Source organism: Paraburkholderia sp. BCC1886, assembly GCF_900996245.1.
GTDB lineage: Bacteria > Pseudomonadota > Gammaproteobacteria > Burkholderiales > Burkholderiaceae > Paraburkholderia.
The window spans coordinates 118,039-133,456 of record NZ_CAAJGK010000041.1 but is presented as its reverse complement, the minus strand read 5'-3'; the positions used below and the strand labels follow the sequence as shown (position 1 = coordinate 133,456).

13 protein-coding genes are annotated in these 15,418 nt (G+C 61.7%); 2 read left to right on the top strand and 11 right to left on the bottom strand.

The features are described 5' to 3' along the window. Positions 1-9 precede the first annotated feature (9 nt). Entirely contained in the window at positions 10-1,473 is a 1,464-nt protein-coding gene (locus tag FQ746_RS10470; protein WP_144109145.1) for a M20 family metallopeptidase, read from the bottom strand. Positions 1,474-1,673: 200 nt separating this feature from the next. Between FQ746_RS10470 and FQ746_RS10465 the strand changes: the two genes are divergently transcribed. After that, positions 1,674-1,985, top strand: a complete 312-nt coding sequence (locus FQ746_RS10465) for a superinfection immunity protein (RefSeq protein ID WP_144109143.1) — start codon at positions 1,674-1,676, stop codon at positions 1,983-1,985. 128 nt (positions 1,986-2,113) lie between these two features. On the opposite strand, the gene FQ746_RS10460 is transcribed toward FQ746_RS10465, so the two are convergent. From FQ746_RS10460 to gltA, 7 genes are all read right to left on the bottom strand, one after another. After that, positions 2,114-2,386, bottom strand: coding sequence for a YodC family protein (locus tag FQ746_RS10460; RefSeq protein WP_144109141.1), 273 nt, complete (start codon positions 2,384-2,386; stop codon positions 2,114-2,116). Between the two features lie 538 nt (positions 2,387-2,924). Continuing rightward, positions 2,925-3,350 carry an OsmC family protein gene (locus FQ746_RS10455; protein WP_144109139.1) on the bottom strand — a complete coding sequence of 142 codons (426 nt, stop codon included), beginning with the start codon at positions 3,348-3,350 and terminating at the stop codon, positions 2,925-2,927. Positions 3,351-3,771: 421 nt separating this feature from the next. Continuing rightward, a complete protein-coding gene (locus FQ746_RS10450) occupies positions 3,772-4,326 on the bottom strand; it encodes a carboxymuconolactone decarboxylase family protein (RefSeq protein WP_144109137.1) in 555 nt (184 codons plus the stop codon). A 27-nt stretch (positions 4,327-4,353) separates the two neighbouring features. Then, positions 4,354-5,682 carry an aspartate aminotransferase family protein gene (locus FQ746_RS10445; RefSeq protein ID WP_144109135.1) on the bottom strand — a complete coding sequence of 443 codons (1,329 nt, stop codon included), beginning with the start codon at positions 5,680-5,682 and terminating at the stop codon, positions 4,354-4,356. 149 nt (positions 5,683-5,831) lie between these two features. Continuing rightward, a complete protein-coding gene (locus FQ746_RS10440) occupies positions 5,832-6,686 on the bottom strand; it encodes a MurR/RpiR family transcriptional regulator (RefSeq protein WP_144109134.1) in 855 nt (284 codons plus the stop codon). 187 nt (positions 6,687-6,873) lie between these two features. Then, entirely contained in the window at positions 6,874-9,150 is a 2,277-nt protein-coding gene (locus FQ746_RS10435; RefSeq protein ID WP_144109132.1) for an amylo-alpha-1,6-glucosidase, read from the bottom strand. Between the two features lie 769 nt (positions 9,151-9,919). Then, on the bottom strand, positions 9,920-11,218 hold the full coding sequence (gene gltA / locus FQ746_RS10430) for a citrate synthase (protein WP_144109130.1): 1,299 nt from the start codon (positions 11,216-11,218) through the stop codon (positions 9,920-9,922). Positions 11,219-11,654: 436 nt separating this feature from the next. Between gltA and FQ746_RS10425 the strand changes: the two genes are divergently transcribed. Next, positions 11,655-12,056, top strand: a complete 402-nt coding sequence (locus FQ746_RS10425; RefSeq protein ID WP_144109128.1) for a hypothetical protein — start codon at positions 11,655-11,657, stop codon at positions 12,054-12,056. 80 nt (positions 12,057-12,136) lie between these two features. Here the strand turns inward: FQ746_RS10425 and FQ746_RS10420 are convergent, their stop codons facing one another. From FQ746_RS10420 to FQ746_RS10410, 3 genes are all read right to left on the bottom strand, one after another. Further along, positions 12,137-12,925 (bottom strand): alpha/beta fold hydrolase, encoded by a 789-nt coding sequence (locus FQ746_RS10420; protein ID WP_144109637.1) that lies wholly within the window; start codon positions 12,923-12,925, stop codon positions 12,137-12,139. A gap of 310 nt (positions 12,926-13,235) precedes the next feature. Further along, a complete protein-coding gene (locus FQ746_RS10415) occupies positions 13,236-14,312 on the bottom strand; it encodes a rod shape-determining protein (RefSeq protein ID WP_144109126.1) in 1,077 nt (358 codons plus the stop codon). Between the two features lie 224 nt (positions 14,313-14,536). Continuing rightward, on the bottom strand, positions 14,537-15,196 hold the full coding sequence (locus FQ746_RS10410; RefSeq protein WP_144109124.1) for an alpha/beta hydrolase: 660 nt from the start codon (positions 15,194-15,196) through the stop codon (positions 14,537-14,539). Between the last annotated feature and the right edge of the window lie 222 nt (positions 15,197-15,418).

The following is a 15,418-nucleotide window of genomic DNA, read 5'->3' as shown; positions in this document are numbered from 1 at the left end:
CGCGCTGGCTCAAGGCGCAGCGGCAATGACCTCGGCCACCGCCGCCGTGAGTTTCTTGCCGTACGGCACATGCAGGAATTCATTCGGTCCATGCGCGTTCGACTTCGGGCCGAGCACGCCGCACACCATGAACTGCGACTTCGGGAAGCCCTCTTTCAGCACGTTCATGAGCGGGATCGTGCCGCCCTGCCCCATGTACGCGACATCCGCGCCGTAGTGTTCACGCGAAGCGTCGTTGAGCGCGGTGGCGAGCCAGGGCGCGAGGTCCGGCGCGCTCCAGCCGCTCGCCGCGCCCGCATCCGGTTTGAACGTTACGCGCGCGTTGTACGGCGGATCCAGTTCGAGCAGCGCTTTCAGTTCGGCCACGGCCTTTTCCGCCTCGATGAGCGGCGGCAGGCGCAACGACAGCTTGAACGCCGTACGCGGACGCAGCACGTTGCCGGCGTCGGCGAGTGCCGGCAAGCCGGCCGCGCCCGTTACCGATAGCGACGGACGCCACGTGGAGTTCAACAGCGCGGCTTGCGGATCGGTCGTGGTCGGCAAGACCTGACGGCCGTCTTGCCCGCAGGACCACGGCAGTTTCTTCCAGACGTCGTCGCCGAGAATCTGCGCGGTCGCTTCGGCTTCGCGCAAACGGTCGGCGGGAATCGGGCAATGAAAACCTTTTGGCAGAAGCGTGCCGTTGGCCGAGTCTTCCAGCCGGTCGAACAGTTGCCGCATGATGCGGAAGCTCGACGGCGCAATGCCACCGTAGCCGCCCGAGTGGATGCCTTCGTCGAGCACCTGCACTTCCAGGTCGCCGGCCACCAGGCCGCGCAGCGAGGTGGTGAGCCACAGTTGATCGTAATTGCCCGCGCCCGAATCCAGACACACGACGAGGCCGACGTTGCCAAGCCGCTCGCGCAACGCATCGACGTAGGGCAGCAGATCGTAGCTACCGGATTCCTCGCAGGTTTCGATGAGACCGACGCAGCGCGGCCGCTCGACGCCTTGCGCGTCCAGTGCCGCCAGCGCCGTGAGGCTGGCGTAGATGGCGTAGCCGTCGTCTGCGCCGCCGCGGCCGTAGAGCTTGTCGTTCTCGAGCTTCGGCGTCCACGGACCGAGGTCGTTGCGCCAGCCGTCGAACTCCGGTTGTTTGTCGAGGTGACCGTACAGCACGATGGTTTCGTCGCTGCCCGAACGGGTTGCGGCGGTTTCGAAGAAGATGACCGGCGTGCGGCCCGGCAAACGGATGACTTCGAGTTTCAGGCCGCGCACCGGTTGCTGCTCGGCCCATTGCGCGGCGTCGGTAATGACGCGCTCGAGGTAGCCGTGCTTGACCCACTCGGGATCGAAAGCGGGGCTCTTGGCGGGGATCGCGATGTAGTCGGTCAGCGCCGGCACGATCTCGTCGTTCCATTTGCGGTCGACGAACTCGCGGAGTGTGTCGGGATTGAGGCGTTGCGCTTGTTGGGTCGTATCGTCGGAGATCATGATGGCGGCTCGCTTGCGTTCGTATCGGTTCGTTTCGGTCGAAGCGAACATCATAGTCCCGATGGGCGGCAGGCTGAACCCCTGAGCGCGTTGTCTTCGCCTGGTCCTTGCATCGTCATTACCGCAATGCAGCGCAAAACGCGTAATCGCGCGACAATCGCGGCTTCGGTTTTTTTCAGATCGCCTCGGGGAGCCCCGTCATGAATGCCCAAGTCGTGATTCAGGCCGTCGCCGCCTTGTGCGCACTGACGCTGTATTTTCTGCCGGCGGTGCTTGCGGACCGGCGCAAACGTCACGACGTGCTGACGCTGGCACTGTTCAACGCATGTCTGGGCTGGACTGTATTCGGATGGCTGCTCGCGCTGTATTGGTCCTTGCAGCCGAATCCGCCGAAGAATATTGCGGGCGACGTGGTGCAGAACCGCAAGGTCGTACGGATGCGCGCGTTCTCTTCTGCGCTGCTCGCGCGCGTGCAACGACGCGCCACGGCGACCGACCGTTCACAGAAGTAGTTGCGCAGGTAGAAAAACTGGCGGGAAGAAAGTTCGGCCGGGAGGCTGGACGGCTGGACGACTGGACGGCTGGGCGGCTGGGCGGCATCGACCCGCTTAGAACCGCTTGGAACCGACGTTAAGCCGAATCAGGCAGCGCGACCGACCCGGCTCCATTGCACCGACCCGGCAGGAATCGACCGGGGTTCGGCACGTACGTCGACGGGGGCGAACATTTCGCGGCGCAGTTCGCCATTTTCGTCGAACCACTCGCAGACCAGCCATTCCCCAGGATTGAGCGCCACGGGCCCCACGTAGGTGACCGTCATGCGTGAACCGCCGTTTTTCAGGGTGACGACATCGCCAACGTTATATTGCGCGATGGGCGGGGTGTGGAAAGCATCGAGGGTGGCGGTCAGCATGTTGAATCCCCTTGGAACCGGTAAGCGGTGGATTAAGTCATTGCACCTGGCTTTTTGACGTAAGTGCTACTGAGTGAAAACTCTAAAGTTTGCCAAGATTAACAATCGAAATTAAATACGGCAAGCGCTTTTTATTACTTCCTATTGCTTGAATTCGGGAATGGGCTCGCCCGCCTCCAACCCCTCCCACCTTTCATCTCATAATGGCGCTCACGCCCGTGGGACAAGCGCTTCGCGCTGCGCTGCAAGATCGCAAGAGTTACTGAGACGGATTTTTAATGCAGTAGAAAATGCTCGACCGCATCTCTTTAATATATCCGTCATCATTTCGCAGGCAGATTTAAAAACTGCCTTAAAACAGTTCGAAATTACCTATGAATCGAGCGCTCACCGGTAAATGCGTCGTGCATAACCGAATGAGTTTTGTCTAAAGCACATAATAATCTCGGGATTTGCAGCGCAACAAAAAACCGGCGACGGGTTGGACCCGTACGCCGGTTTTACTACCGCGGTGTCTAATTCCTCTAGCCGCTCAGGCTCAGGATTCGAGTTTCGCGTCCATCGTGATGGTTGCGTTCAACACTTTCGAGACCGGACAGCCCGCCTTCGCGTCGGCGGCTGCCTTCTCGAACGCGGCCTTGTCGCCGCCGGGAATCTTTACGGTCACGTCGAGATGCACCGCCGTGATCGAAAAGCCGCCGCCGTCCTTGTCGAGCGTCAGGGCGGCCGTCGTCGCGATCCGCTCCGGCGTGATGCCGGCCTTGCCCAGTTCCGCGGACAACGCCATCGAGAAGCATCCTGCGTGCGCAGCCGCAATCAGTTCTTCCGGATTCGTACCGATGCCGTCGGCAAAGCGCGTCGCAAACGAATACTGCGTCTCCTTGAGGACGCCGCTGTCGGTGGAAATCGTGCCCTTACCGTCTTGCAGGGCGCCTTGCCAGACTGCTGATGCCTTGCGCTTCATCGTTCGCTCTCCTGTTGTGCCCTGCTGTGCGCGCTGCACGACCGAATCTGATGCCTCCGCAACGGTCCAGCCCGAAGTTTTGCGGTGTCGGCATCGGTCGCGAGTACGGCGCCGCGCAGCAGGCGCGGGCGTGGACCGGACTTCATCATAGGCGCTTCCAATGCCCGCCGCGTGACAGCGCAGGACGGGTTCATCAAGTAGGAAGCGGCCTGAAAAATGGCGCATTGCTCATAACAATGCGTCGGCGCGTGAGGCTAGCGCCGGGTTGGAACTACAGGTTGCAAAAAGCGGGCCGCACCGGGCGGCGCGAGAGATGGGGTGCGCGGTGGTCGAGTGGCCATATGCCTTCGCGTGCAACGGGTAAATAAGCGAGCCGCTTGTAAAAGCTCCGCTAACTACTTCGCTTCAGTCGTTCACCCATTCACTCGGCGAAGGGCAAAGTTTGCTGGCCTGCAGCCCTCATGTCGAAGACGTTTAGCGTCATCGCCACCAGCGTGTAATAGCCCAGCAGTCCCACCAGATTGATCACCGTCTGCAAGCCAAAGCGCTCGACGGCAGCGGCGTAGGTCGCGTCGCTCACGCGCTTCGTTTCGTGTAGCTCGATGGCGAAGTCGTGAATCAACGCGTCATCGGCGTTGGCGAACTCGGGGCGCCCACCTTGGCGGATTTCCTCGGCATCCGCTGCCGGCACGCCGGCTTCCAGCGCGATCGGATGATGAATGGCCCACTCCGCCTGCGCGCGCCAACGCGCTGCTGTTACAAGAATCGCGAGTTCCGACAGCCGCAGGGGCAAGCCGGTCCGATAACGGCAGAACGCACCCAGACGCTGAGCATGCTGCGCGAATTCCGGGCTATGAATCCAGCCAGGGAACGGTCCGTTCAGATTGCCGCGCGGACCGGACAGGATTTCGTCGAAGACGGCTTTCTGCTCGGGCGTAGCATCGGCTGGATTGAAAGCGGGCAAACGTTGGGTCATTGCTGGTCTCCTTTATCTTGCAGAAAGTCAGATCGCGGCCAGTGCGGCGTCGACGGAATCGACGAGACGGTCGACGATCTCGCCGATATCGCGCTCCGTGCAGATGAACGGCGGTGCAAGCAGCACATGATCGCCGATCCTGCCGTCGACCGTGCCGCCCATCGGGTACACCATCAGCCCGCGAGCGAACGCTTCGCGCTTTATCGCTGCGTGCAGTTTCAGGTCGGGCGCGAACGGCGCCTTGCTGGCGCGATCCCTGACCATTTCCACCCCGACGAAAAGCCCGCGGCCGCGTATGTCGCCGATATGCGGATGCTGCACGTAATGCTCGCGCAGCAACGTGCGCAATTGCTCGCCGCGCGCCTTGACGTTGGGCAACAGCGCGTCCTGCTCGATCACGCGCTGAACTTCGAGCGCCGCGGCGCAAGCGGTCGCGTGACCGATATAGGTGTGGCCATGCTGAAAGAAACCCGAGCCGCCGACGATTGCCTGATAGATCCTGTCGCTCACCAGCGTTGCGCCGATCGGTTGATACCCGGCGCCGAGTCCCTTCGCGATAGTCAGAATGTCCGGCCGCACGCCGTCTTCTTCGCACGCGTACAGATAGCCCGTGCGCCCCATGCCAGACATGATTTCATCGAGAATCAGCAAGACCCCGTAGCGGTCGCAGACTGCGCGAATCTTCCGGAAGTATTCGCGCACCGGCGGCACCGCGCCGGCCGTTGCGCCGACAACCGTTTCCGCCACGAATGCCGCCACCGAGTCCGCGCCGAGTTCGACGATCTTCTGCTCGAGTTCGTCGGCGAGTCGCTGCGCGAATGCCTCTTCGGTTTCGTCGGCGCGCTGCTCGCGGTACGCGTAACACGGGCTCACGTGATGCGCTTCGATCAGAATCGGCAGGAACGGCTCGCGCCGCCAAGCGTTACCGCCAATGGCGAGCGCACCCAGCGTATTGCCGTGATAACTCTGCCGGCGCGCGATGAAATGACGTCGCTGCGGCTCACCCGTTTCGACGAAATACTGACGCGCCAGTTTCAATGCCGCCTCGACGGCTTCCGAGCCGCCCGACACGAAGTACACGTGCTCGAGACCCTGCGGCGCTTTCGCGACCAGTTGCGCGGCGAGTTGTTCGGCGGCATCGGTCGTGAAGAAGGACGTGTGCGCGTAGGGCAATTTCTCGGCCTGATGTGCCATTGCAGCGATGACGCGCGGGTCGCTGTGACCCAGACACGAGACCGCTGCGCCACCACAGGCATCGATATAGCGCTTGCCGGTGGAATCGATAATTTCGATGCCGTCGCCCGCAACGGCAACCGGCAAGCGCAGCTTCGGCGCGCGATGAAACACGGTGGACATGCTGTTGCTCCTGATAGGGATTTGAAGACGCGTTCGTGCATATCAACAATCAGGACGGATTTATACTTTAAAACAACATTTGTTGTCAAACTGGACGGAGGCTGACGGAGCGGGCCAAAGATCCGCGGCTTCCACAAGCGCTATGAAGGTCAGGCTACGTAGGCGCCTTTCGCGTGCAAGGACTGCTCGGCGATGGCCAGTTGTTCGACCGCTTGCGCGCCTTCGAGCGCGAGCAAATGGGCTACCAGCGATTCGGTAATCGCCGTGGCGGCAACCAGCGATGGGAAAAACGACGGACTTTCGTGCGAGAAAATCAGCACCTTGTCGGCGTTCAGCGCAATGGGCGATACCGCGCTGTCGGTGATGGCGATCAGCTTGCTGCCCTTCTCGAGCGCTGCTTCGGCGACCCGCAGCGCTTCGACTGAATACGGCGCAAAACTGATGACGATGGTCGCGCTATCGCGCTCGACCGTACGCAATTGCATCTCCAACGTGCCCGCCTCGCCGTTGAGTAGCGACACGGACGAACGGAACAGCCGGTAGCCGTACACGAGCCCGAACGCCACCGCATAACAGGAGCGGAAGCCGGCCACATGAACGTGGGGCGCGCGCCGCAGCAGGCGAGCCGTTTCGACAATCGCCCGCGAACCGGGCGCGGCGGTCACTTCGAGGTTGTGTTGCTGCGCGAGCAGCAGGTCGGTCGCGAGTACGTCCTTCGATTTGACCAGCGAACGCGCGCGGCTCGCCAACGGTTCGGGCCGCGTACGAACCCGCGCGACGAACAGACTGCGCAATTCGTTCCAGCCGGGAAAGCCGAGTTGCTGCGATAAGCGGACGAGCGATGCCGGCTGAACCTGGGCGCGCTCGGCCACTTTACGCATCGACGAAACGGCGACTTCGTCGGGGTGATCGAGCAGAAAAGCCGCGCCCATCTGGAATTGCGGACTGAGTTCGGAGAAGCGCGCGCGAATGAGCGCGGCAAGCTGGTCGAAGCTGTCTGGCATGCGGTGTACCGGGCGAGCGGTCGAGAAGGATGACAACAAATGTTACCACCCGGGGATGCGCGGCCAACAGGGGTTGGAGGCCGCCTCGCCTGCTTGCCCAACATAGCTTCGGTTCGCCGCGCGCTACTTCGCGCGCCGAACCGGGTTGGCGTCGAAGATCGATCGACAGCCAGAAATGCAGCTGGCGTTACAACAACGCGACCACTCTCACATCGCCCTGCTCCGCCGACGCGACCACCTTGTCGCCGATGCGCCGGAACGTGATGGAGACCGATGCATCGCCCACACGCATATCGTTGACTTCGAGCCAGTCGATCCCTTCGGGCAGCATGGGTTGTTCGATCAGCACCTCGCGTTTTTTCGCGTCGATCGTGATACCCAGACATGCCTCTAGCATCATGAACGGCGAGCCTGCTGCCCATGCCTGCGGCAAGCACGCGACGGGATACGCGGTAGGCGGTTCGCCGCGCCGCCGCGGAAAGCCGCAGAACAGTTCGGGCAAACGCATGTCGAAATTGACCGCCGCCTGGAACAACGCCTGCAACAGCCGCACGGCGGCAGCTTTACCGCCGTATTGCGACAGACCGCGCGCGCAGAGCGCGTTATCGTGTGGCCAGACCGAACCGTTGTGATAGGCCATCGGATTGAAACGCGCCTGGCTCGCGGCCAGCGTACGCACGCCCCAGCCGGTGTGGAACAGCGTGGAGTCGAGTGCCCGCACGACGGATTCGCCGCGTTCGCGCGACGGCAGACCGAAGGCCAGCAGATGCCCCGCATTCGACGCCATCACGCGGCACAATTCGCCGTGTCCGTCGAGCGCGATGCCGTAGAAACCGGACTCTTCCATCCAGTACTTTTCTTCGACGCACTGACGGATTTTTTTGGCGCGCTCGTTGTAATTAGCCGCTGCTTCGTTCAATCCGCGTAGCCCCGCGAAATGGGCCATCGTGTCGAACGCCGCGCTGGCATAGGCTTGCACTTCGACTAGCGCGATGGGCCCATCGGGGAAGCGACCGTCTGCGTGGAATACCGAGTCATGGCTATCTTTCCAGCCTTGATTGGCGAGGCCGCCATCCGATTCGCGCTGATAGTCGAGCAGCCCGAAGCGATTCTTGTCGCACACGCCTGCGACCCACTGCGCCGCGCGTTCCAGCGCCGGCCACAGTTCGTCGATCAGACCGAGGTCGCCGGTCCGGGCCGCGTAAGCGCCGGCCAGCACGATGAACAGTGGCGTGGTGTCGACCCCGCCGTAATACAGCGCGAACGGCACTTCACCGGTGGCCGCCATTTCGCCTTTGCGCATCTCGTGCATGATCTTGCCGGGCGCCGCATCGCGGAACGGCGAGTTCTCGCGGGCTTGATGCTCGGCGAGAAAGCGCAACACGCCGGCGGCCAGTTGCGGTTGCAACCAGAGCGACTGCAGTGACGTGATGACGGCATCGCGGCCGAACGGCGTGGAGAACCACGGGATGCCCGCATACGGATAGGGGCCGGTGGCGAGGTCCGTGGTGAGCAGACCCAGGTCGGCGAGCGAGCGGTCGATCCATGCGTTGAAGAGCGGATTGCTCGAGCGCACGCGCGCGGTTGCGCGGCGCCGCTCGCGCATGACGAGGTGAGCGTCGACGAGCGCGGCGCGCACTGCGGCGCGGCCGACGCGCGGACGTTCCGCATCGATTTGCGACAGATGCGCTTCGGTCGCCGGGTGAGTGGGTTTCGCGACGCTGGCGTCGGCATATTCCGCGCGCGGCACGACTTGCACGGCGACTGACAGATAGATCGACACGCAGGCTTGCGCGGGCAACTTGACGGTGTAGTCGGCGCGATCGGCGAACAGCTTGTCGGGTTCGGGGGAGAAGGCGATTTGCACGTTACGCGCGACGTCGTCGAGACCGACGTAGCCGAGCAGGACTTCACGGTTTTCGACGCGGGCCGGTTGAACCCGGCCATGCTTGTCGCGTCTTAGGCCACGCACTTCGAACATGTCGCGGAAGTCGCTGGCGAAGGAGATGGACAGCGGCACGATGGCGTCGCTGGTGCCGTAGTTGGTGAGTTCGATAGCCTCGTTGAGGACGGTGCCGGAGAGCACGCGAACGCGTTCGACGTGGATGACGCCTTCTGGTGTGCTGTCACCGCCTAGCGGCGGTAAGGGGCGATTGGTCAGGTGGGCGGTAAACGACGTGTTGTCGCTGCTGACGCTGCCGGAGAGCAGCGACGGCGCGCGGCCGCCGAAGGTGAGACGCAGATTGGAGAGAACGCGGGTGTCGTTGACGAACAGGCCGTCTTCATGGCCGGTGATGTCGCCTAGCGGGTCGTTGACGATGAAGGTGTCGCCGGACTTGAGCACATGCTGGGCCGCGCTTGCGACATTGAGGTTTTCCGTGGGGATGAAGGCGCCGTCGGGTTCGTTTTCCGGGCGGACTCCGCCCGAGTGGGACAGGCCGCCGAGGGCTTCTGGCTGCTGCATCAGGGTCTCTCCTTTGAGTGCTCGGTGATGTTGCTCGTGATGGGGTTGGACCTGCGGTGGGCTTAAGGTTCCGGGCGTTTTTTGATTGTAGAGGGTATGGGTGTGGGGGGATGTGGCTGTTTTTTTATTTTTTCTGTTGGCACGGGACGTGCAGTCTAAGGGTTATACGTTGCACTGGGCTTTTTTCGTTGCACTGGCTTTTTGGCCTCTCCTTGTATTGTTAGTGGTCTATTAGCGTTCCCCCTGTGCGGGGGGGCACTTACTTCTCTTTGCCGCCGCAAAGAGAAGTAAGCAAGAGAAAGCGGCTCACACCGCTAACTCTTAAGCGGGAACCGCGGCATTTCTTTGGTAGTGGTGCATCTGGAATCCGGTCCCGCACGCATTTGACGTTAGTGACAAAGCACTCATCAGCTCCCACTCCGCACTGCGTGCGTCGCGGATGGGTACACCACGGAAACCGAAAAACCGAGGGGGGGTAGAACGACGCGGGGGCGCGCGAAGCGCCGCCGGAAGAATGACTGCCTTGTCACTGAGGCGGAGTGTGCGGGAGCACAGATTCCAGATGCACCACTACCAAGAATCTCGCGCGGGGCCCGCTTAAGAATTAGCGGTTTGAGCCGCTTTCTCTTGCTTACTTCTCTTTGCGGCGGCAAAGAGAAGTAAGTGCCCCCCCGCACAGGGGGAACGCTAATAGACCACTAACAATACAAGGAAAGGCCAAAAAAGCCAGTGCAACGACAAACCCCAGTGCAACGAAAAACCCCGCCGATTACCGCTCGCCAACAGGCCGAGCAACCCTCCCCAGCTCACCGACAAACAACTGCCTGGGCCGCCCAATCTTCTGCTCCGGATCAGCAATCATCTCATTCCACTGCGCGATCCACCCCACAGTCCGAGCCATAGCAAAAATACAGGTGAACATAGCCGTAGGAATCCCCAAAGCCCGCTGCACGATGCCCGAATAAAAATCGACATTCGGATAAAGCTTCCGCGAAACAAAGTACTCATCTTCAAGTGCAATCTTCTCGAGCGCCATAGCGAGCTTGAACAACGGGTCATCATGCAACCCCAGCTCTTCGAGTACTTCGTGACACGTCTCCCGCATCAACTTCGCCCGCGGGTCATAGTTCTTATAAACCCGGTGCCCAAACCCCATCAACTTCACGCCGGAATTCTTGTCCTTCACCTGCTTGATGAACTCCGGAATATTGTCGACCGAGCCGATCTCTTCCAGCATGTTCAACGCAGCCTCGTTCGCCCCACCGTGCGCCGGGCCCCACAAACAGGCAATCCCCGCAGCAATACACGCAAACGGATTCGCCCCGGAAGAACCCGCTAGCCGCACCGTCGACGTCGACGCATTCTGCTCATGATCCGCATGCAGAATCAGAATACGATCCAGCGCTCGCACCAGTACATCGTTCACCTTGTACTTTTCAGCCGGATTCGCAAACATCATCCGCATGAAATTCGCGCTATACGACAAATCGTTCTGCGGATAAACAAAAGGCTGACCCACGGTGTACTTGTACGCCATCGCCACCAGCGTCGGTAACTTCGCAATCATCCGGATCGCCGACAACTCGCGGTGCGCCGGATTCGTAATGTCCAGCGAGTCGTGATAGAACGCCGACAACGCCCCCACCGCCGCCACCAGAATCGCCATCGGATGCGCGTCGCGACGGAATCCACGGAAAAAGAAATGCATCTGCTCATGCACCATCGTGTGCTGCGTGACGGTATCCACGAACTCTTTCTTCTGCTGCGCATCCGGCAATTCGCCCTTCAGCAGCAAATAACAACTCTCCAGAAAGTCCGCATTCTGTGCAAGATTCTCGATCGGGTAACCGCGATACAGCAGCTCGCCCTTATCACCGTCGATATACGTAATTTCGGAATTGCAGGCCGCCGTCGACATGAAACCCGGGTCGTACGTGAACCTGCCGGTCTGTCCATACAGCTTGCGAATGTCGATGACGTCCGGCCCAAGTGTGCCCTGGTAAATCGGCAGATCGATAGTCTGGTCGCTATCGGAAAAGCTCAGCGTTGCGTGTGTCTTCGAGTTCATCTACACGTTCCTTTTATATTTCACATCGCACACGTGCCGGCATGCTCGTCAATCGTGTTCTTCACGTCTTGCATGAGAGGCGCTTCTGGCATGCCCGGCTCCGCTTCGCATTCTAAATTGCACGAGGTCCGGAATTGCGACGATTGGTCGCAACAATCCATATCGACTCGCGCAACATTCATTGCGTAAATAACCGCCGAAATACGGCGAATCGAATCATCGAATATAACGAACCATTACCGGATCGCCAGCCAAATGAAAGCTTGGACATTGAGTGCAACAATGTTTTGCGGCAGGCGGGCAGCGCCGATGCGTTCGGTCTGCGATACTGGCTTCGTGTTTAGCTTCCCCTGCGACACATCGCTGTCTTTGGCCCGCCTTCACGGCGGGCCTTTTTAATCAGCAAGAAGAACACGAATCACGAAGGAATAACGCAATGAACGCTTCTCTTGAAATGCTGTTTCCGGATCACGTGCATAACGACGACCACATCGTTACTGCGTTGAATCATCAGGATATCGTCGTCGCATTGTCGGCAGCGTTGAAGACGCAGGACGTCGCGGTATTGCACATGCTCTATCCGCGCACCGACGCGCGCACGCACCGCAGTCTCGACGCACTCGTGGACGTGTTGCACGGCCACGGCCTGCACGAAGTCGCGAAACTGGTCGCTCAGGAAGCGCACTATCTGCTATTCAAAGATCCGGTCAAGGCACGCCGCGCATTCCACGAAATTCGCAACGACTCGCTCGCCATAGGCGTGCATCTCTACTATCACGGCCTCGTCGGCGAAGCGGCGGAACGCGCACTCGACAAAGACGCGCTGCGCAAGAACTGACAACACCACCGGGCCGCGCGACGCTTCACATGCACGTCACGCGGTCCGCGTGCAACACAATGGCAAACCGGTTGCTCAGCTCAGGCGTTGCTCATCAGCTTGATGAACTCGTCTACATAGCGATTGAATGCGGAAGGATGCGCCAGGTTCATACCATGCGACGCGCCGCGCACGGTTTCACGGCGCGCGTCGGGCAGCCATCCCTGTAACGCGGTCGCGGTGCGGCGGAACATTTCCGGGCTCTTCTCGCCATCGATCAGCAACACGGGGCACCGCAGCTCCTCGGCCTCTTCGGGCACGTAGGCCGGCAGCGGATCGCGGAATTGCCGGGCCAACGTGTGCGCATTGTCGGTCGCCATCTTGCGGAAACCCGGCGTGCTCATCGCCCAGAAACCCGGCCGGCTCACCGAGTCGACGAACAGTTGCAAGCCCGCCTCGACCTCGCCCGCCTCGATCAGATCGGCCGCTTTCGCGCGTAACGCGTTGACGGTTTCGGGCAGGCGCGCCGGCGGACGGCCGGCAATCTGCAGCGGACCGCCGGGATCGGCGAGTGTCAGCGTCAGTACGTGTTCGGGATGACGCCGCGCGAAATGGAACGCGACGCAGCCGCCACGCGAATGCCCGACGACGTGCGCCGGCCCCGCACCTAACCGGTCAATGAATTCCGCCACTTCATCCGCATGTTCGCTCCAGCTGAACGGCAGATCGGCTTCGGTATCGGTCACCGGCCAGTAATGCGTGAGACTCACCGCAACACAACGGTATTGCTTCGACAATCCGGCGACTTGCGGTTGCCAGTAGCGGTAATCGCACAGCGAGCCATGGATGAACAGCAGCAACGGACCCTCGCCCGCCTCCACATAAGGCATGCGCAGACCGCTTTGCAGCTCGATAAAAGACGGCGATGAGGACGATGGCGACGCTTGAACGGATTGATTCACAGGTGGTTCACAAACGGCGCGGCAATGCTCGCGATGAGCGGTGCCGGCTGGAAATAGATTGGGGAAACGTCTTGTCGAGCGTCCCTGCAAGTGGGACGCGGGGCGTATTGTCACACAGCCGATAAAGATGCGTGACAGTTCAGGCAAGCTGTTCGCGGGTGAAACAGCGGGTGTGCATCAACGGTCCATGCCGCGATAGTTCTAAAGCCGTGACAGCAGATAAAAGGAACGCGTTCGGTCAATCGTAAGCATGCTCGTCGAGCAGCCCGGCCGATGCCGCAGCGCTTGCGCCGCGCACCGCGCAGGTCAACGGCTCGTCGGCGACCCGAACGTCGAGGCCGAGCTCCTGAGTGAAGCGCCGGCCGAGGTGGCCGAGCAGCGCGCCGCCGCCCGCCAGCACGATTCCGTTGCTGGCGATATCGGTCACGAGTTCGGCAGGCGCCAGTTCCAGCGCCCGTTTCACGGCGCCGATCACCTGCCGCAGCGGACCTTCGATTGCCTCGGCGATATCGTGATTGCTCAACTGGATGGTGCGCGGCAAGCCGTCGTCGACACTGCGTCCCGTCGCATTCAGATGCTCGCGCGGCACGTCGAGCATGGCCGAGCCGATACTTTTCTTGATGTGTTCGGCGGTCTGCTCGCCGAGCAGCACGCCATACAGATTGCGGACATACGTCACGATGGCCGCGTCGAAACTGTCGCCGCCGACGCGAACCGAACCGCTATACGCCATGCCGCCGAGCGCGATCACGCCGACTTCGGTCGTGCCGCCGCCGATGTCGACGAGCATCGAGCCAACCGCGTCGGAAACCGGCAGACCGGCGCCGACCGCGGACGCCAGCGACTCGCCGATCAGGCTGACCTTCCACGCGCCGGCGGCTACTGCCGCTTCCTTCATCGCGCGCCGCTCGACCTGAGTGGCGCCGGCCGGCACGCACAGCGTGAATGCGGCGCGCCGGCGGAACAGCGAACGCGGCCGCGCCATGTCGACGAATTGCCGGATCATGTGCTCGGCCGCGGAGAAATCGGCGATTACGCCGTGCCGCATGGGCCGCACGGCTTCGAGATTGCCGGGCTCGCGTCCGAGCAACTGGCGGGCTTGCGTGCCGACCGCCGCCACGCGTTTGCCATTGGATTTGAAGCCCGAACCGGCACTCGCGCCTGACTCTTTCTGAAAAGCGACCACCGACGGCTGATTCAGGAGAATGCCGGCGCTGTCCGTATAGATGAGGGTGTTGGCCGTGCCGACGTCGACCGCCACGGATTCGCGGAAGAGTCGCTCGGCAAGCGAAGGATGCAGCGGCGGTCTGCCCATAGGAAGGCTCTGATGTGTCGTTATCGGCCCTCACGGGGCACTCGTCGGTTGCGCCCCCCGGTCACCCGTGCCGCGTGGGACGCCTACGGGCGTTGCGCTTCCGCGCGGCGGAGGTGATTTTCACGCGAATGACCGATAACGGCAAGCACATCAGAATACTTAGGGGCACTTTTTACCTGCTGCGGACCGTGCCCGTGGTCCGACCGACGCTTCCGATTGCGCTTTCAGTCCTTCGACAACACGCCCAACGCCTGCTCCAGCGCCGTTTTCCCGAGCGCCACACCGTCTGCATTGATCGTGTGGCCGATGCCCGGCAATGCATAGGCGTCGACGGTGTAGCCCGCACCGCTAAAGCTGTCGGCGGCATATTCGAGCTCCTGCAGCGGAATCACCGCGTCTTCCTCGCCGTGAATCAGCGTGAGCGGCGTGCCGTTCTGCGCGACGATGACCGAGGCGAGCCGCCCCGAATAAGCGACCACGCCGGCCGCACCCTCGCTGCTGCTCGCCACGTGATGCAACGCCATGATCGAGCCTTGCGAAAAACCCACCAGCGCGAGACGGCCGAAACCGACCTGCCAATGCGCCAGTTCGGCCTCGAGCACGGCGCGCAAGGCGGGATAGGCGGCGGCGACGCGCGCCTCGCGATTGCCTTCATTCACCTCGCGCAGGCTGAACCACTGACGCCCGCCGAAGCCGCCGTCGAATTCGTCGGTGCCGTCGAGCGACGTGAATGCGATGTCCGGCAGCGTCTCGCTCCAGATGTCCGCGAGCGGCATCAGGTCGCGCGCATTGCTGCCCACGCCGTGCATCAGCACGACCAGTCCCTTGACCGGCGTCGTTGCCGGCGCGCGCCGCCAGCCGTGTTCGAATTGCTCCCAAGCCATGGCGTTTCCCTTCCCTGTCGTTTGATGAATGCGGTTCGATACGATCGTTTTCGCGCGATGCCGCGAACCGGGCGCCGGGCGCGATCGTATGTGGCGAGGACCGAGCATACGCCGGGCCGTCGGTTCTTGTGCCGGACTGCGGTCGCGAACGACACCGGAAGCCGAATACAGGTATGCTTTTGCGGGAGCCGGCTTCTGCCGCGTCGGCGCATGCCGGCCAGG